Consider the following 17856-nt stretch of genomic DNA (forward strand, 5'->3'; position numbering starts at 1 on the left):
GTCAGCCAGACAATTGTGAATCGACGATGTCATCGTCGTCCCGCGCCATCGCGAATGCAATCTGGGAAGTCCGAACCGTGCCTTCGGCGAGTTCGAAGGCTGTTGGCAATACGGTGCAGGACAACGCATGGTTGACATTCATGCTGATCCTGTAATTCTCCATCAGCGACCAATAAGATCTTGCGAAAGCACGACTGATGCCAGGGATGAGGAAACGCAGCATGGGGCCATTCAGTCGTCGCGCTATTCTTGTCGCCTTCAGCGCCTTCCTGTTCGGCGGCACCGCCACGGCGCAGGATTATCCATCCCGCCCCGTCAAGATCGTCGTACCGTTTCCAGCCGGCGGCTCCAACGACATCATCGCCCGCATCCTGGCGCAAAAACTTGGCGAGAGGACCGGCCAGACATTCCTGATCGAAAATCGCGCCGGCGCCGGCGGAAATATCGGCGCGGATGCGGTCGCGACTTCGGAGCCGGACGGTCACACGCTGCTGCTGACGGCGCCGCCGCCGCTTACGATCAACGCAGCGCTCTACAAGAACCTGCCTTACGATCCGGCAAAGGCGTTCGCTCCGGTGGCGCTGGTCGCCTCGGTACCGATCGTGCTTGCGGTGCATCCGTCGGTCGAAGCCAGCAACGTCAGGGAACTCATCGCGCTCGCCAAGGCAAAACCGGGCACCATCAACTTCGGATCGTCGGGCAACGGCTCGACCAATCATCTCGCGGGCGAATTGCTGAAGAGCATGACCGGCATCAATATCGTTCACCTTCCTTACAGGGGCGCAGCACCCGCCATGAACGATCTGATCGCGGGGCATATTCCAATGATGTTCGACAACATCCCGGCCGTGCTGCCGCAGGTTCAGGCCAAGACCATCAAGGCGATTGCCGTGGCCGGCGCCAAACGCGCGAGCGCCCTCCCCGATGTGCCCACGGTCGCAGAATCCGGCGTGCCCGGCTTCGAAGCCTCCGCATGGTTCGCCCTGGTGGCGCCGGCGAAAACGCCAGCGCCGGTGCTTGCAAAACTGGGGAGCGAGGTTGACGCGATCCTGAAAATGCCTGACGTGCAGAAGCGGTTCACCGAACTCGGCGCCGAGCCCGGCAACATTTCCGGTACTGCTTTCGCACAATTCCTCAGCGAGGAAACCGCGAAATGGACGAAGATCATCCAGTCGTCCGGCGCGACGGTGAACTAGGGCGTGAACCCATAGATTTCGGTGATGTCCGCTTTACTGCTAAAGCGACGTGGTGGCTGCAAGCGTGCGATGATCCTCGCCGGTATCTCCAGGCAAGGAGAGCATCAAGGGAAGTTAACGTCGGGTCGGCAACGTCCGATCTTCCCCCGACAACGGACATCGAAGCAATCGGCAGAGGACACTTACTTCCTGGTGGCTTTTAAGAGTTCTTCTGCCCTCCTGACACCGCTCTTTGCCTTGAGTGTCAGAGCTGTTGGTTGTGGGCTCCATTCGGAAACCAGTTTTTCTGCCTTCTCAAGTTCTGGTTTGGACAACATAGCAGCCATCTCATTCACATTTTTTTGGGGCGCCAGTTTTGAGAGTTTAAAATACGCATACGATAACGACAAATCTCTTGGCGCTCCTTTTCCCGCAGAGTACGAAATGGATAAACTATAGAGAGACTGGGGATGTCCCTGGTCGCCTGCCATCTTCCACCACTTCAGCGCCTCTTCTGAATTTCCTTGTCTGTTATACAGAATAGCAACATCGTGCTGGGCAAGCGCATAACCGGCTTTGGCAGAAACTAGCTTGTATTTTAATGCTTCATTTGTGTCAGACGTTACAACGCCCGCGCCTTGCCCGTCATAATAACAACCAAGCTTATAGGCTCCCAGCGGGTCATTAGACCCAGCGGATTTTTGAAACCACTCAAATGCCTGCCTCCGATCTTTTTGGGTGCCGATGCCATTATTGTGCATCATGCCAACATGGTATTGCGCCTCTGCATCTCCTTTATTGGCCAATGCGACCATCGCATTGAAGGAGTCAGCTTCATTTGCATTGGCAGGCATTGAAAGAACTAAGAGGCATGAAAAAGCTAGGGCCATAAATTTCATGTAATTTCCCCTTTGTTGGGATTCAAACTGACTGTCCGGTTCTAACTCGCAAGCGCAATCTGGAAGCCGGGTCAAACTTGCTCATGGGACCACGCCAAGTGTCTTCAGCTCAGCGTTGGCGGCCTCCCACTCGTTGAAACTGTGCGGGCAATCGCTTGCCGCCAGACGGAACAGGCGAGTTGCTTCGTCTTTCAACCCCTTCGTCAACGAGAGCTCACCGCTGTAAAAATTCGCCTCGCAGACTTGGCCATTCTTCCTGGCGGCGTGAGGATCGTCGGCGGCGGCAAGTACATCAGCAGTCGTCAGCTGGCCCATGAACAATCTGATGACAGGCGCCGGCCAGACGTTCATGTCGATCCGGGAACTGGTTTGCGCCAGGCGGCTCGGGAGATTGTTTCGCTGACTGGCGATCTCGACCCACAGGGCCAGATAGGCATTGTCCGGCGCATGCGCACTTGCCTGGTCAAGATCGGCCAGCGCCTTTTCGAACGAACCAGCAAAGAGATATGAACGCTCGCGAGCAAAGTAGGCCAGGGGTGATTTCGGATTGAGCCTGGTCGCCTCATTGTAGTCGGTGATCGCGCGGTCGAAGTCGCCCTTGGCGTGATAAGTAACACCTCGGCCGACGAAAGCCTTGACTGACTTTGGATCGAGCCGGATCGCCGCGTCGTAGTCGGCAACGGCGCGGTCATGGTCGCCCCTGGCGCGATAAGCGGAACCTCGACTGTTGAAGACGGTGGCATCTTCGGGATCGATCCGGATCGCCTCACTGAAGTCGGCGATGGCACGGTCGAGGTCGCCCTGTTCGAGATAAACGTTGCCTCGCTTGTCGAAGGCCATGTCGGATTTGTGATCGAGTCGGATCGCCTCATTGAAGTCAGAGATGGCGCGGTCGTTGTCACCCTTGGCGACGAAGGCGATACCTCGACCGAGGTAGGCCTTGGCGTGTTTGGGTTCGAGCCGGATCGCCTCATTGTAGTCGACGATGGCGCGGTCGTTATCGCCCTTGTCGTGGTAGGTGCTACCCCGATTTTGGAAGGCCCTGGCGAGTTTGGGGTCGAGCCGGATCGTCTCATTGAAGTCGGCGATGGCGCGGTCGTTGTCGCCCTTGGCGTTGTAGGCGTTACCTCGATTGTTGAAGGCCATGGTGAATTTTGGGTCGAGCCGGATCGCCTCATTCAAGTCGGCGATGGCGCGGTCGTTGTCGCCCTGTTCGTTGTATGCGGCACCTCGATTGTTGAAGGCCATGGCCAATTTAGGATCGAGCCGGATCGCCTCATTCAAGTCGGCGATGGCGCGGTCGTTGTCGCCCCTGGCGCGATAAGCGAAAGCTCGATTGTTGTAGTAAGCCGCCAGATCGCGCCCTTTCGATTTCCCCGACTTGATGCCCCGGGTACAGTCAGCGATCGCAGCCTCGGGGTCCTGCGCAGAATCACACTGGTCAGCGGCGGCTGAATAATCCAGAAATGCGGCTGAATAACCCAGGAATATCGTGGCGGCAAAAAGCGCGCTCCAGAATCTCCAATCCGTGGGCCTCATGCCATTTCCCCTGGGCGAACTTTGAAATCCTGGGGTTTGTATCGGAATTTGGCGTTCTGGTTCACATTCAGCCAGACAAAGTCACTTACTATTGGGTCTATCGCGTCGATTTTGGCAAGTCGGCGGCATGTCCGGTTTGCGGCTAACCCCGGAAGTCAGCGTTCAAACCCGCCGCAATCCAGGTTTGGCTGCGCTAATGAGTCCACGGCCTATGGCCACCGAAACGGTCTCCTAAACCCCGAGATAGGCGCGCTGAACGTAATCGCTCTTCGCAAGCTCAGCGCCGGGACCGCTGAGCGCGATCCGCCCGTTCTCCAGCACATAGGCGTAGTGGCAGAGCCGGAGCGCCAAATTGGCATTCTGTTCGACCAGCACGATCGACAGGCCCTGCTCCCGGTTGATCGTCTCGATCAGGCGGCCGATCTCCTGCACCATGATAGGCGCGAGCCCGAGCGACGGCTCGTCCAGCAACAGCACCTTCGGCGCCGCCATCAACGCCCGCGCAATCGCCAGCATCTGCTGCTCGCCGCCGGACAGCAGGCCTGCCATCTGGTCGCGGCGCTGCCTGAGTTTTGGAAAGAAGCCGAACATCCGTTCCACGGAAGCATGCAGGCTGCTGCCTTGCGGCTGCAAATACCCGCCCACGAGCAGATTGTCGTGGACGGTCATCCGCGGGAACACGCGGCGTCCCTCCGGCGACAACGCAATGCCTTGCGAGACGATATCCGGCGGTGACATCTTGTCGATCCGCACACCACCAAAACTGATCTCGCCCTGGCTCGGCGATCGCAATCCCATGATCGCCCGCAACGTGCTGGTCTTGCCGGCGCCGTTGCTGCCGACCAATGAGACGATCTGCGCCGGCGCGACATCGAGGCTGATGCCAGAGATGGCAACCCGATGGCCGTATTCGACGTGAATGTCACGTACCTGAAGCGCCTTGCTCATGCTGCTTCCTCGGCGCCGAGATAGGCCTGTATCACGCTGCGATTGGCGCGGATTTCCGAAGGTATACCCTCGGCAATCTTTTCGCCGTGGTCCAGCACGACAAGCCGGTCGCACAACCCCATCACCAGCCGCATGTGGTGCTCGACCAGCAGCACCGAGATGTTCTCCGTCTTGTGCAGGTCCTTGATCAACCGGCCGAACTCGGCGGCTTCTTCCGGGTTCAATCCAGCCACCGGTTCATCGAGCATCAGCAGCTTGGGACGCGCGGCAAGCGCGATGGCAACACCGAGCCGACGCTGACCACCATATGACAGTTCTCCAGCGCGGCGCTGGCGGAACTGAAGCAAAGACAGGCGTTCGAGCAAAAGCTCGCACCGGCTTCGGGTCGCCGACAGCGCCGCACGTGCGGCGCGGGTGTTGAAAATCGAACCCAGCATCGAGACCGGCGTGGTCGCAAACGCGCCACGCATGACATTCTCGATGACCGTGGCATCCGGGAAAATCGTCGTGGCCTGGAACGTCCGCACCAATCCCTCGCTGACGATCGCGCTCGGCTTCTTGCCGACAATGCTGCGCTGCTCGAAGCGAATGGCGCCCGCCGACGGCGACATGACCCCGCTGACGACATTAAAGCAGGTCGTCTTTCCGGCGCCGTTGGGGCCGATCAACCCGACGATCTCACCTGACTTGATCGAGAACGAAACGTCCTTCAGCGCATTCAGGCCGCCGAACCGCCGGCTGATCGCATCCACTTCCAGCAATGCAGCGCTCATTTCGGCGTCTCCGTCTCCGAGCCCTTGCTGAAGAAGGATCGTCCGATCGAGACGAGACCGTTCGGGATGAACAGCAATACGCAAAGCAGTATCACGCCGTAGATAATGTGCTGCGCACCGACGAAGCCGCGCAACAGCTCCGGCAGAGGCGTCAGGAACAAAGCGCCAAGGACGCCGCCGATCATCGTGTGACGCCCGCCGACGACGAGCATGGTGATGTACGCGATCGAGTCGTTGAACGTGAAACTGTCCGGCGACAGAAAGCGGATGTAGTGGACCATCGCCGCACCGGCGGCCCCTGCGATGCCGCTGCCCAGCGCAAAGGCGACGATCTGGTAACGGCTCACATCGATGCCGCTCGATTCGGCGAGGCGCACATTCTCCGCGATGGAACGAAACGCCCGTCCGTATTGCGAGCGCATCAGGGCCCAGACAAACGTCACGACGATAATGAAGGCGGCGAGTGCGAAATAGTAGAAGCGCAGGCGCGTCGAGAGCGGAAGGCCGAAAATCGATATGGCGGGAATCCCGAGCAGCCCGTTGGCGCCGTGGGTGACACTCTCCCAGTTCAGCACGATCAGCGTGAAAACCTGTCCCGCCAGAAACGTGACCAGCACGAAATAGACGCCGCGCAGCCGAAGCAATACCTTGCCGAGCAGCACCGCCGCCAGCCCCGTCACAAGCCCGGCCAGAACAATGCCGAGGATCGGCGGAAGCTTGAAGCTCAGCGCGGCCAGAGCCGAGACGTAGGCGCCCGCGGCCACGAACGCCGCGTGTCCGAGCGATATCTGCCCGACCGACGCAATCAAGCCCAGGCTGACCGCGAAGATCGAATTGAGCAGCATCAGGTTCGCCAGATGGATGTAGAACTGGTTTGTCGTGAGCTGCGGCAGGACGAGAGCCGCCGCGAGCACCACGACCAGCGCGATACCTGGCAGCAAACGGCGACGTGGCGCGAGGCGTGGCCCATCGCGGCCGATGGCGGCGGTGGATGATCCCTCCAAGTCAGGCCTCCCTTTGTCCCAAAAGGCCGGCGGGCCGAACCAGCAAGATCAGAATGACCAGCAGAAGCTGCAGAATGTCCGAAACCAGCGACCCGAAGATCGTGGCGGTGAAGCTCTCGATCATGCCGAGCAGAAGGCCGCCGACCACCGCGCCCGGGACCGAGCCAAGACCGCCGAGAATGACGACCACGAAGGCCTTGAGCATCGGCGTGAGGCCGACAAAGGGCGAGACCGAGAACACCGGCCCCATCAGCGCCCCGGCCAGCGCCGCGAGCGCGACGCTCATGCCGAAGGCCAGCGGATAGATGTAGTTGACGCGGATGCCCTGGATCAGCGCGGTCTCGGTATCCTGGGCGACCGCCCGCATCGCCCGCCCCAGCCGCGTTCGCTGCATGAAAAGCCAGAACGCGGTAAAGATCAGCGCGGCTGCTGCGATGACGACAAGCCGCGACCAGGGAAAACTGAAGGGACCGATCGCCAGCGTGCCCGTCACGATATCGGGCATCGCGCGCGGCTGGGGTCCCCACAGCAGGACGGCGCCGTTCTGAATGATCACCGAGATCGCAAGCGTCGCGATCATCCCCGACATCTCATCCGAACGAAACGGCTGGATCAACGTGCGTTCGACCAGCATGCCGAGAATGCCGATCGTCAGCGCCGCGATCAAAAGGCAGACGACGAACGGGATCTCCCAATAGACGTAGGTGAAGAATCCCGTAAAGGCGCCGAGCATATAGAATTCGCCATGCGCGAAATTCACCACGCGCATGATCCCGAACACCAGCGTGAAACCGACCGCCATCAGCATGTACATAGCGCCGATGACGAGACCGTTCAGCACAGCCTGCGCAAGAAGTATCGAATAGTCCAAACCCATTCTCCCGCGTCAGGCGGCGTCCATTTTCCCGGAGATGCCTGCGACGTTCATTCACAGACCTTGGGCGTGCACTTGGCCACGACCTGCGCCGCGCCGCCCTTGAGCAGCGCCACGTAGAATGGCGCGTCGAGCTGCTGGTTCGATTTCCACTGCGCTTCGCCGATCCAGTTCACCTTGCCGAGCACGGTTTCGAAATCCTTCAGGCCAAGCAACGCTTCGCGTACCTTGTCGCTATCCGTCACCGTTCCCGACTTCTGCATCGCAGCGAACGCCATCTGCACGTTGGCGTAGAAGAACGGGCTGAAGGCGTTCAGCGGCGTCTTGTACTTTGTCTCGAAGCGCTTGGTGTATTCCTGGATCGCCGGGGAATCCGTATTGATCGGCTGATGGACGTAGACGTTCTCGGTGGCATCCTTGCCGGCAACCTTCAGGATATCCGCGGTGGCGTCGCCGCCGGTCCGGATGATCGGCCCCTTGAAGCCAAGTTCACGAAGCTGCTTGACCAGCAATCCCGCGGTCTGCGGCGCGTTGCCGTTGAGTTCAAAGGCATCGATGCCCTTCGCCAGCACGCGCGTCAGCAGCGGCACGAAATCGACGCGCTCGCGCTCGAAGAACTCCTTGGCAACGAATTTGGCACCGACCGCCTCATAGGCAGCTTCGTTGGCGGCTCCGACCTGCTGACCGGACTCGTCGTTCGGGAACAAGCCGCCGATCTTCCTGGCGCCCAACTTCTGCACCACCCACTTGATTTGCGGATCGGAGAACACGTCCGACGGGATCACCGGACGGAAGCTGTACTTGTATTCGGCCGACAGCGCCTTCGGGGTGAAGGCCATGGTCATGGTGATGACCTTGTTTTCCGTGCTGACGGGAAGAAGCGCCAGCGCCGGCGCCGATCCGAGCGGACCGACCACGAACTTGATGCTGTCGTCGAACACCATGCGGTTGAACGCGGTCAGCGCGTCCGCCGCCTTGTAGTGGTCGTCATAGGCGACGATCTCGACCTTGTACTTCTTGCCGCCGACCTCCAGTCCGCCCTTGCTGTTGACGTCTTCAGCGGCGAGTTCGGCCGCGCCCTGCATCGCCATCCCCCACGCGGTTCCGGCGCCGGAAAGCGTCGCCAGAACGCCGAGCTTCAACGTTTGCGCCGAAGCCGAGTATGAGGAAACAGCGCAAGCCGTCGAAAGAAGCGCGACCTTCAAAAATCCACGCATGGCTACCTCCCTGGTGTCGGGGAGCAGCTTGCTGCCAACCCCTCTCGATTTTTCTGTTGCTTTCGTCCGCGCCCCTGTCGGGCGACGGGATGGCGGAACCTATCTTAGGGAATTGACTAAAGTCAACTGTTGACAGTTTGAGGCCCATGCAGGAAACATTCCTGACCGCCCCCGTTCGGGCGACGACGCAAGCAGGCATGACGGATATGATCAGGAACGAAACAGACCAGGCGGGAGCCAAATGACATATCTCGTCGCCAATGACCTGCCGACGCTGGCCGCCGGCGAGCGCTTCCGGAAACTATTGCAGCGTCCCGGCATCCTGCAGATTCCCGGAGCCCATTGCGGCCTCGCCGCGTTGCAGGCCAAGGCCGCGCAGTTTGAAGCGCTGTATCTGTCGGGAGCGGCGATGTCCGCGTCGATGGGGCTTCCGGACCTCGGCATCCTCACGATCGACGACGTCTGCTTCTTCGTCCGGCAGGTTTCCCGCGCGTCGCAACTTCCCGTGCTGGTGGATGGCGATACCGGCTTTGGCGAAGCGCTGAACGTGATGAACATGGTGCGGGCGTTCGAAGACGCGGGCGCTGCGGCCGTCCAGATCGAGGATCAGATCCTGCCGAAGAAGTGCGGCCATCTCAACGACAAGAAGCTGATCGCGCCGGAGGATATGGCGGCCAAAATCGCGGCCGCCGCCAAGGCGCGGCGGCATCTCTACATCGTGGCCCGCACCGATGCGGCCGCGGATGAAGGGCTCGACAGCGCCATCAACCGGGCCCGGCTATATGTCGAAGCCGGCGCTGACGCGATCTTCCCTGAGGCGCTGCATGACCCGGAAGCGTTCCGCAAATTTTCCGAGACCATCAAGGTGCCGCTGCTGGCCAATATGACCGAGTTTGGACGAACGCCGTTCATGACGGCGTCCGAGTTCGAGGCGCTCGGCTACAAGATGGTGATCTGGCCGGTCAGCGCGCTTCGCGTGGCCGCAAAGGCGCAGGCCGAACTGTATGACGGCATCCGCAAAGATGGCGGCACCCACCGCCTGATCGATCGCATGCAAACGCGGGCCGAACTATACGCGACCATCGGTTATCACGAATATGAGGCCCTCGATTCATCGATCATCACGTCGATCACGCCCGAAGGAATGCCGCAGAAGCAAACCGGTCGATGAAAGCGGCGGCTGGAGGCTATCTGCGCGACTGAACCGCGGCCTTGCTTTTGCCTGTCCACGCCGTACCTGCCTTCGGCTTCCGGACGGGCGGCGCGACTTCTTGCCGGGCGGCCGCTTCCCTCATCTGCTCCTCGACATACTGGCGGGCGTTGCTGATATGCAGCCGCATCTTGCGTTCGGCTTCCACGGAATCCCGCCGCATTAGCGCAGCGACGATGTCCTTGTGCTCACGCAGAGCCTGTTTGGCGCGCCCCGGTTTTGTACTCGATTTGTAGCGGTAGACCCGAAGCAGATAATAGAGGTCCTCGCACAGCATCTGGACCAGCCGTGCATTGCGGCTGCCCTTGACGATGCGAAAGTGGAAATCGAAGTCCTTCGACTCCTGATAATAGCCGGTGCCTTCCTGGACGCTTTTCTGCTGCTGGTGCTGGTCCAGCAGCTCGGAAAGCGCCTCCAGCTCATCATCCGTCATATGCTGGGCCGCGAGCCCGCATGCCATCCCTTCCAGCGCTTCGCGAACCTGCAGCACTTCATACAGATCGCTCGGCGACAGGCTTGCGACGCGGACGCCGATGTTGGGTGTCCGCTGCAGCAGCTTTCGGCCTTCGAGCCGGCGGATGGCTTCGCGCAATGGACCCCGGCTGACGCCGAGCGAGGCGGCAAGCGCCTGCTCGCTGATCTTGCTGCCCGGCTGCAGGTCTCCGCTCATGATCGCCGCCTCGATCCGCTCGGCGAGCGCATCCACCAGCGACTGGGCAGAGACCTTGTTGCTCAAGATGCCGTTCATGAAAGCCTTTCGATACCGCTCCCGTGGGAGCCCGCACAGACGCCTGCCGGCTCGCTCTCAGCCAAGCCCTTGTACTTACTAGAGCCTTTTCCGTTCCGATGGAATCGGAACGGGGCTCTAATTCTTGTTTTGACGCGTTTTCTTGACGCGAACCGGTGTCCACTTCGCTGGAAAACGCTCTAGTATGTCCCTTCGTGAAGGACAATCAATCGTGGAAACCTGCGTTCCCGCAACTGTATACAACTAAGCGATGGCCGTTCGATAAACCACATTGCCTTCGAACAGGCGGCGGGCGCTGCGGTAGACCGCGCCATAGTCCGCCTTCACCGCGCCGGAGCCGGCAGGCGAAACGCCGGCGTCGACCAGCGTGACGCCCGACGGATGCGCGATACGAATGGGTCCGTTCGCCTTGCACAGTTCGGCCGGAATGCTGCTGGGAATGCGCGACGCCACCGCAAGGCAAATCGCTCCGGTAATCGGCGTGGCGCGATGCGGCAGCCCTACCGAGATCATCCGCACCCAGATGTCGGCATCCGCCGGCGCGAGTTCACGCCCCGACAGCGTTCGTCCGGCCCGCGGGCCCGTTACCATCGCGACCTTGGGAATACCGGTCATCCGCCGCGCCTGATCGAGATCCGGCGCAATCCCCATTTTGACCGATGCCGCGCAGCGGATCGCTTCCATGCGCTGCAGAAAGACAGAATCATTGTCGAGCACGTCAGGCAGTTCATCGCCGGATTTTCCGACCGCGCTTGCCGCAACAAAGACGCAGGGGTTGGCGGCATCGACGCAGGAGGCCTTCACGCTTTCCCCGCCGCCGATGTCGAGATCGTCAACCGCGTTTCCGGTCGGCAGCAGCTTGCCGGTCCGCGCGCCGCCGGGCTCGAGGAACTCCAGCCGGATCGGCGCCGCCTTCCCGGCGATGCCATCGATCTCGATATCGCCGGTGGCGGCCAGCGAACCATCCTCGACCGGAAAGCGCGCAACGATGATCTTCGAGGTATTGGTGTTGTGAATGCGGACCGTGGCTTCGCCATTGGCTGGCGCCGTCACCAGCCCTTCGTCGAGCGCGAACGGCCCGACCGCCGAGGACATGTTGCCGCAATTGGCGCCATAGTCGACAAAAGTGTCGCGCACACCGATCTGCGCGAAGGTGTAGTCGACATCCGCATCCGGCCGGCTCGGCGGGCCGATGATGCAAATCTTCGACAGCGACGAGATTCCACCGCCCATGCCGTCGAGTTGCCGGCCATTGGGGTCGGGCGAGCCCATGACCTCCAGAAAGATAGGGTCCCAAGCCTTCGGGTCGGCCGGCAGATCGTCCCTTCGGAACATCACCGCCTTGGAAGTGCCGCCCCGCATGAACACCGCACGAAGTCGAGCATTTGCCATGGCCGATCCCTGTCCTTATTTCAGCGGCTCGGCATCCAGGCGGATGATGTCTGCCGGACCGCCCGGCTGCGCCGGATAGCGTTGTAGCACGAGCGGGTCATGGCCGGGCACGATGTGCGCCAGCGACGACGCCTGCCGGCGCATCGCGTCATAACCTTCGAGCGTCTCGCTGACGTCGACCACGACCGGGAAAGGCCGGTACTGTTCGAAATTCGCATAATAGTGCGACGCGTCCGAGGCGAGTACGACCCATCCGCGCCGGGTTCGGACGCGCACAAACTGCAGACCGCGCGAATGACCGCCGACCAGATGCACCGTGACACCATCGGCAATCTCGCTCGCGCCATTATGAAACTTCACGCGGCCCTGGAACAGTTTGCCCACCATCGCGGTGACGTCGTCAGCCTCAAACGGATGCCGCAAACTGGAATGGCACATGCACCGGCCGGTGCAGTATTCCATTTCGCGCTCCTGGATGTGATAGCGCGCGTTCGGAAATATCTCGTGATTGCCGGCGTGGTCGTAATGCATATGAGTCAGTACGACGTCCTTGACACCGGCACGATCGACGCCCGCAACCTTCAGGCCTTCCGCAACCGGGCGCGTTATCTTGCGCGCGCGGCGCTTGGCCATGTCAGCATCGAAGCCGGTATCGACGATGATGGTCTGGCCGTCGCCCTTCAGCACCCAGACGAAGAAATCCATCGGCATCGGCCCGTCATGCGCATCGCCACCGAGGAAATTTTCCGAAATGCGCCGTTCGGCATTATGGGCGTAACGAACCGCGAGAATCTCGTATTCCGACATGCGCTCCCCTTAGCTTGCTGGAGTGTCCTGCGCCTTGCGCCATTCCAGCAGCCGGCGGATGCCCTCCTCGATGGAAACCTCGGGCTTCCAGCCCAGCATCTTCTCGGCTTTGGCGATGCTGAAATCGAGCTGCTTGGTCACGCTCGATCGCACGCTCGAAGTAGCCGATTTGTAGACCGGCTTGAGGTCGCTGCCGGTGAACTTCAGCAACAGCGCCACCACCTGATTGAGATCGGTCGCAACACCCGATGCGACTGTAAAGCTCTCAGCCGTGATATCGCACGCCATCGCCATCACGTTGGCGCGGGCGACGTCGGCAACGTGAACATAGTCATGCACCTCGCTGCCGTCGTCCGGAATCACCGGCGGCTCACCGCGCATGATGCGGTCGTAATTCTCCATGATGTAGAGCGCATTGACGCCGCGATAGTGCTGTCGTTCGCCGTAAACCGTTGCGTATCGCAGCGCGATTCCCTGGATGCCGTGCTTGGCGCTGTACAGACGGCAGAGATTTTCGCCGATCAGCTTGGTGCACGCGTACAGCGCTGTGGCGGGCTGGAATGTGCCGAGCTGCGCCGGGGCGGACTCGTCGATCAGGCCCGGCGCCGGATCGCCGTAGACCGCGATCGACGACGAAAACACCACCTTCCTGACGTTGCGGTAGCGGCACGCCTCGAAGATGTTGACCTGTCCCTCGACATTGACGGCAAGCCCAAGGCTCGGATTCTGGCTGAGCGGCAACGTCAGGAAACCGGCGATCGCGAACACGCCGTCGCAGTCCTCGAAGGCGTCATAGAGTTCGTTGATGCGCAGGATATCGCCGCGCACGAGCTTTACTCTGGGGTCTCCCAATAGCGACCGGACGGTATCGGGACTACCGAGCGCGTAGTTGTCGAGCAGCACGACTTCCCGCGCACCCTGGCTCAGCAATTGTTCCGCGACATGCGATCCGATCAGGCTGGCGCCGCCGGTCACGACAAATTTTCCTTGGGCGATCTTCATGGATGCTCACACATCGCGGCAAACTGCACAGGCTGTCTCAAGTCTCGCTCCCATTGATCATCTGTTGGACCGATGCAGGCCGGTGGCCGCAAGCATCGCGGCGGTGCCTGACCGAATTGCACGGACGCTACCGCCCTCTCCCCAAACTGTCTACAGTTTTCATCATGCGGCACCGATGCACGCCGTTGCACCGCCTGCGGGGCTGCGCCGTCGCCTTGGCACCGGCACCTCTGTATAGAGTCGAGCGATGAGTCTGCTTCAGCGATAGCTCGGCACGACCTCGCAACAAAAGAATCGGGAGAACGACATGTCTGAGAAGGTCGCGGTCATCGGAATGGGGCAGATGGGATCGGGGATGGCAGGACGACTGAGGGAGTCCAACCTCGACGTCGTCGGCTATGACGTCAACGCCGATCAGCGCGCGCGCCTCACGAAGGACGGCTTTCGGATGGCACCGAGCATCGCGGAAGCGCTCGAGGGCCGCAACATCGTGCTGACCAGCCTGCCCGATCCGAAAGCCGTGACGGAAGCCTGGCTCGGCGCCGACGGCATCGTCGCCCATGCGGCCAAGGGCACCCTTTGCATCGAGCTGAGCACCATCGATCCGCAGACGATGCGGCAGGCCGCCGAGGCAGCGGTCGCCAAGGGAATCGCAGTGGTCGATTGTCCGGTCAGCGGCAGCCCCAACGAGGCGCGCGCCGGCAAGCTGATCCTGATTGCCGGTGGCGAGCGGGCCGACGTGACCCGGGCCGAGCCGATCCTCAAGCTGCTTGGCAACGAATGGAAGTACACCGGCCCCGTGGGAACCGCGAAGGTCGTCAAGATCGTCAACAACATGATGTCGATGGGCAACGTCCTGGTCGCGGCGGAAGCCTTTGCGCTCGGCGTGGCCGCCGGCGTCGAGCCGGACAAGCTTTATGACGTGCTGTCGGTCAGCGGCGGCCGCTCGCATCACTTCACCAAGCGCTTTCCGAACGCGATCAAGGGAGATTTCTCGCCGGGATTCAAGATGGAGCTGGGCGAGAAGGACCTCGCGCTTGCGGTCGAACTCGGGCGAATGACGCGGATGCCGACGCCGTCGGCCTCTGCGACGCGCGAACTCTATGCCGTCGCACTGGCCGAGGGCTTTCGCGGCCAGGATATCGTGGCGCTGCTGAAGATGTATCAGAACTGGGCCAAGCCGGCCTGATAGTCAGGTCGTTGGAAGCCTCGCTCAAGGCACCCAGGTCGTCTCCTGAGCCTCATGAGCACCTCGCGGCGCGAAGACGACCTTCTTCGCCGGTGCCTTGTGCAATTCGCTGACTTCCAGTAGCCGCGTGACCTGTGCGATCTCGGTGACTTTTTCGAGGGTTTCAAGCCGCTCGAACAGCGGCGCGATCTGCTCACGGGGAAGGCTGCGCGCCGCGCAATCGTTGAACTTGTCCCATAGTTCGCTGCTGCTCATCGGATTGTCACCGCCACGACCGACGAGATTGTCGACGCGCCGCGAGAGGCGGGTGCCGTCCTTGAGCGTTACGATGACTTCCGCGCCCCATTGGTCCTCAGCATCGTCGGCCATATCAGGGTGCGGGCTTGCGGTCGTGAGATCCAGAAGCCGTGTGATCTCCGGATCGAAATGCGCATCCCCCTCAAAATCCTTCAGCCGAAGCACGCCATAGCGAAGCGCGCGCGCGACGACATACTGGACGCTGAACTTGGCTTGCAGCGACGTCTGCGGATGCGGATTGTTGGTATGGCGCAGGCGCCGGCCATGCGGCAGCACTTCGATGCGGCTGATGTCCGCGGCTTTGACCTTGTCCTCGCGCCGCAACTGGAGCGCCATGGCAATCGCTGGATGCGTGCTGCCGCAACAAGGGAACTGCTTGAGCGCGATCGATTTCGCCTCGATCTCCCACGGCGCGCCCCAGTTCTGAAAGAGCTTATCGGGGTCGAACGTGCCGGGCCCGTTGAAGACGTTGAGGAAGCCTTGTTGATGCTCGAACACGTCGGTGGCGGCGTCAAACCCTCCCTCGGCCAGCAGGGCCGCAAGCAGGCCGTTGCGGCAGCACTGACCAATGTGGAGCGGCTTGGTCATGGTGCCGAAATTGGCCTTGAGGCCACCTGCGAGCGAGGCCGCAATGCACAGCGCCATCGTCGTTTTGGCATGATCGAGCTTCATGAGATGGCAGGCGGCCGCCGCGGTGCCAAAAATGCCGAGCGTCGCCGTCGGATGCCAGCCCTTGTCGTAGTGATGAAAATTGACTGCCCGCGCGAGCCTGATCTCAACCTCGACGCCGATCACGTAGGCGGCAATCAGGTCTTCGCCGGTCCCGCCGCGCTCCTCCGCCAGCGCAAACAGCGTCGATACCAGCGGCACCGAATGATGACCGCCCATGATGCCACTGAAATCGTCGAAATCCAGCGCATGGGACGCCGTGCCGTTGATCAGCGCCGCATCGAGTGCGCTGGTGCGCCGCGCCGAGCCGAAAATCAGCGCGGGTCCGGGCGCCGTCGCGACACCCGGGGTCTTGAGGAGGATCTGCGTGCAGGGTTCCGGATAGCCGGCCAGGGTCACGCCGATCGCATCAAGGATGCAGGCTCTTGCCGACGCGACCGCTCCCTTTGTGAGCTGACGCTTCTCGAAGGCCAACACCCGCTGGGCCAGATGCTGGAGCAGCGTGGTTCCGGACGAAGCGTGCTCTGCCGAACTTGCCCTTGACGATGCAACAGACGCGTCACTCATGTCGGTTCTCCCGTGTAGGCTTCAGTCCGCCGCTGCCGCGCTGCGTCCTGCAATCCGCCCGAACGTCGCGCCCGACACCAGACCGGTGCCCGCCGGATAATTGTCGTAGAACAGGCCGCCGACCATTTCGCCGCAGCAGAACAGGCCCTTGATCGGCCGCCAGTCCGTGCCGATCACCTGCGCCGTCTCATTCACCTTCAGTCCGCCGAAGGTGAAGGTGATGCCGCCGGTGGCGCTGTAGGCGTAGAACGGCGGCTTTGCGATTCGAAGCGCCCAGTTGGTTTTCTCCAGCGCCAGCCCCTTGCTGGAAAGACCATCCTTCTTGGTCGGATCGAAGCCGTCGTCCATCTCGCGGGCGCAGGAATTGTATTCGTCGAGCGTCTTCAGCGCCTGATCCCTGTCGTCGAAGTCGAGTTTTTCAATGAGATCTTCCAGCGTGTTGGCTGTGATCGGCTTGCTGGTCTGGTAGCGCGGCTCCAGCAGGTGAACGACCCTGGAGTCAAATATCTGCCAGGCCTTGGCGCCGGGTTCGGCCAGGATCGCGCGCCCGAACTTGGCATAGGTAAAGAGCGCACCGTCTTCGCCTTCATCGACGAAGCGCCGTCCCTTGCGGTTCAGCATGACGCCATAGACATAGCTCAGCCGGTTGCTGCGATCTGTGAGTTCGCGTGGTGCAAACTCGCCCCAATCGGCGCTGATCGGCGTGGCGTGGCAGCCGCTCCACTGTCCCCACGGCATCGCGCCGATGTTCATCGCCATCCGCAGACCGTCGCCCTGGTTGTGTGGCGTGCCCCGCACTTTCGCCGCACCGACGAGCGGACCGATATGCTGGGTGCGCATCTGTACGTTGGCTTCGAATCCACCGCAACCGAGGATCACCGACCTGGCATTCAGGACCGAGACGCCGTCGTCATCACGCACCTTGACGCCGTTGATCCTGCCATCGTCGCCCACCAGCAGCTCGGTCGCCGCAGTTCCATAGCGAATTTCGATGCCGAGCCGCTCGGCGGTCGAGAACCAGCTCCGCGACAGGCCGACGCCTTCGTGTTCGGCGCGCACGACCAGGCCGCGCGCCCACACCATGACGTTGTCCTTCTTGACTGCGGAAAGCGTGATCGCCGGCTCCATCTTGATGCCGCCGACCTTCTTCATCCACTTCACGGTGTCGAACGAGTTATGGACGAGCAGCTTCGACAACACCGGATCGGTGCGTCCGCTGGTGACGCGCATCAGGTCGCCGTGAAAATCCTCCTTCGAGTACGGCGATACGCCGTCATAGAAATTCTCGTATTCATCCTCGACGTCGGGGAGCAGTTCGCCGATTTCCCGGGGATCGTCGAAGGCAAAGCGCAGCACGCCGCCGCTCCAATGCGTGTTGCCGCCGCGCATTTCCCGCGGCGCCTTCTCGATCACAACGACGCGCTCGGCACCATTCTCCTTGGCGGACACCGCGGCAGCCAGAGCGGCGTTGCCCGCACCAACGACGATGACGTCATACTTGTTCATTACTCAACTCCTGTGGGATTGACCTGGTGTGGATCGCAGC

At 61.4% G+C, this 17856-nt stretch carries 17 protein-coding genes; 3 read left to right on the forward strand and 14 right to left on the reverse strand.

What is annotated here, in order from left to right; all coding sequences use genetic code 11:
* Position 1: 1 nt before the first annotated feature.
* Positions 2–223, reverse strand: a complete 222-nt coding sequence (locus tag JQ600_RS29330; protein WP_212389609.1) for a hypothetical protein — start codon at positions 221–223, stop codon at positions 2–4.
* On the opposite strand from JQ600_RS29330, the gene JQ600_RS29335 reads away from it, so the two are divergent.
* Positions 222–1196, forward strand: coding sequence for a tripartite tricarboxylate transporter substrate binding protein (locus JQ600_RS29335; protein WP_212389608.1), 975 nt, complete (start codon positions 222–224; stop codon positions 1194–1196). The genes JQ600_RS29330 and JQ600_RS29335 overlap by 2 nt on opposite strands.
* Positions 1197–1378: 182 nt before the next feature.
* On the opposite strand, the gene JQ600_RS29340 is transcribed toward JQ600_RS29335, so the two are convergent.
* The 7 genes from JQ600_RS29340 to JQ600_RS29370 all read right to left on the reverse strand — a co-directional run bounded on the left by JQ600_RS29340 (position 1379) and on the right by JQ600_RS29370 (position 8429).
* Positions 1379–2074: a tetratricopeptide repeat protein gene (locus JQ600_RS29340; protein ID WP_212389607.1), complete on the reverse strand. Its 696-nt coding sequence runs from the start codon at positions 2072–2074 to the stop codon at positions 1379–1381.
* An 81-nt stretch (positions 2075–2155) separates the two neighbouring features.
* Complete coding sequence (locus tag JQ600_RS29345; RefSeq protein ID WP_212490203.1) at positions 2156–3613, reverse strand: tetratricopeptide repeat protein; 1458 nt, start codon at positions 3611–3613, stop codon at positions 2156–2158.
* A gap of 231 nt (positions 3614–3844) precedes the next feature.
* Positions 3845–4561, reverse strand: a complete 717-nt coding sequence (locus JQ600_RS29350) for an ABC transporter ATP-binding protein (RefSeq protein ID WP_212263879.1) — start codon at positions 4559–4561, stop codon at positions 3845–3847.
* On the reverse strand, positions 4558–5334 hold the full coding sequence (locus JQ600_RS29355; protein ID WP_212263878.1) for an ABC transporter ATP-binding protein: 777 nt from the start codon (positions 5332–5334) through the stop codon (positions 4558–4560). The genes JQ600_RS29350 and JQ600_RS29355 overlap by 4 nt, the downstream gene beginning before the upstream one ends.
* Positions 5331–6338 (reverse strand): branched-chain amino acid ABC transporter permease, encoded by a 1008-nt coding sequence (locus tag JQ600_RS29360; protein WP_212263877.1) that lies wholly within the window; start codon positions 6336–6338, stop codon positions 5331–5333. Before JQ600_RS29360 ends, JQ600_RS29355 begins: the two co-directional genes overlap by 4 nt.
* A gap of 1 nt (position 6339) precedes the next feature.
* Positions 6340–7209, reverse strand: a complete 870-nt coding sequence (locus JQ600_RS29365; RefSeq protein ID WP_212263876.1) for a branched-chain amino acid ABC transporter permease — start codon at positions 7207–7209, stop codon at positions 6340–6342.
* A gap of 53 nt (positions 7210–7262) precedes the next feature.
* Positions 7263–8429 carry an ABC transporter substrate-binding protein gene (locus JQ600_RS29370; protein WP_212263875.1) on the reverse strand — a complete coding sequence of 389 codons (1167 nt, stop codon included), beginning with the start codon at positions 8427–8429 and terminating at the stop codon, positions 7263–7265.
* Positions 8430–8670: 241 nt separating this feature from the next.
* Between JQ600_RS29370 and prpB the strand changes: the two genes are divergently transcribed.
* A complete protein-coding gene (gene prpB, locus JQ600_RS29375) occupies positions 8671–9600 on the forward strand; it encodes a methylisocitrate lyase (protein ID WP_212263874.1) in 930 nt (309 codons plus the stop codon).
* A 16-nt stretch (positions 9601–9616) separates the two neighbouring features.
* Here the strand turns inward: prpB and JQ600_RS29380 are convergent, their stop codons facing one another.
* The 4 genes from JQ600_RS29380 to JQ600_RS29395 all read right to left on the reverse strand — a co-directional run bounded on the left by JQ600_RS29380 (position 9617) and on the right by JQ600_RS29395 (position 13588).
* A complete protein-coding gene (locus JQ600_RS29380) occupies positions 9617–10387 on the reverse strand; it encodes a GntR family transcriptional regulator (protein WP_212263873.1) in 771 nt (256 codons plus the stop codon).
* Positions 10388–10630: 243 nt separating this feature from the next.
* Entirely contained in the window at positions 10631–11779 is a 1149-nt protein-coding gene (locus JQ600_RS29385) for a 2-methylaconitate cis-trans isomerase PrpF family protein (RefSeq protein ID WP_212263872.1), read from the reverse strand.
* 15 nt (positions 11780–11794) lie between these two features.
* A complete protein-coding gene (locus JQ600_RS29390; protein WP_212389605.1) occupies positions 11795–12586 on the reverse strand; it encodes an N-acyl homoserine lactonase family protein in 792 nt (263 codons plus the stop codon).
* Between the two features lie 9 nt (positions 12587–12595).
* Positions 12596–13588, reverse strand: coding sequence for an NAD-dependent epimerase/dehydratase family protein (locus JQ600_RS29395; protein ID WP_212263870.1), 993 nt, complete (start codon positions 13586–13588; stop codon positions 12596–12598).
* A 307-nt stretch (positions 13589–13895) separates the two neighbouring features.
* On the opposite strand from JQ600_RS29395, the gene JQ600_RS29400 reads away from it, so the two are divergent.
* Entirely contained in the window at positions 13896–14777 is an 882-nt protein-coding gene (locus tag JQ600_RS29400; protein WP_212389604.1) for an NAD(P)-dependent oxidoreductase, read from the forward strand.
* A gap of 24 nt (positions 14778–14801) precedes the next feature.
* Here the strand turns inward: JQ600_RS29400 and JQ600_RS29405 are convergent, their stop codons facing one another.
* Positions 14802–16310, reverse strand: a complete 1509-nt coding sequence (locus JQ600_RS29405; RefSeq protein ID WP_212389603.1) for an MmgE/PrpD family protein — start codon at positions 16308–16310, stop codon at positions 14802–14804.
* Between the two features lie 21 nt (positions 16311–16331).
* Complete coding sequence (gene tcuA, locus JQ600_RS29410; RefSeq protein ID WP_212389602.1) at positions 16332–17816, reverse strand: FAD-dependent tricarballylate dehydrogenase TcuA; 1485 nt, start codon at positions 17814–17816, stop codon at positions 16332–16334.
* Positions 17817–17856: the final 40 nt, after the last annotated feature.

Source organism: Bradyrhizobium sp. AUGA SZCCT0176 (genome assembly GCF_018130145.1).
Taxonomy (GTDB): Bacteria; Pseudomonadota; Alphaproteobacteria; order Rhizobiales; family Xanthobacteraceae; genus Bradyrhizobium.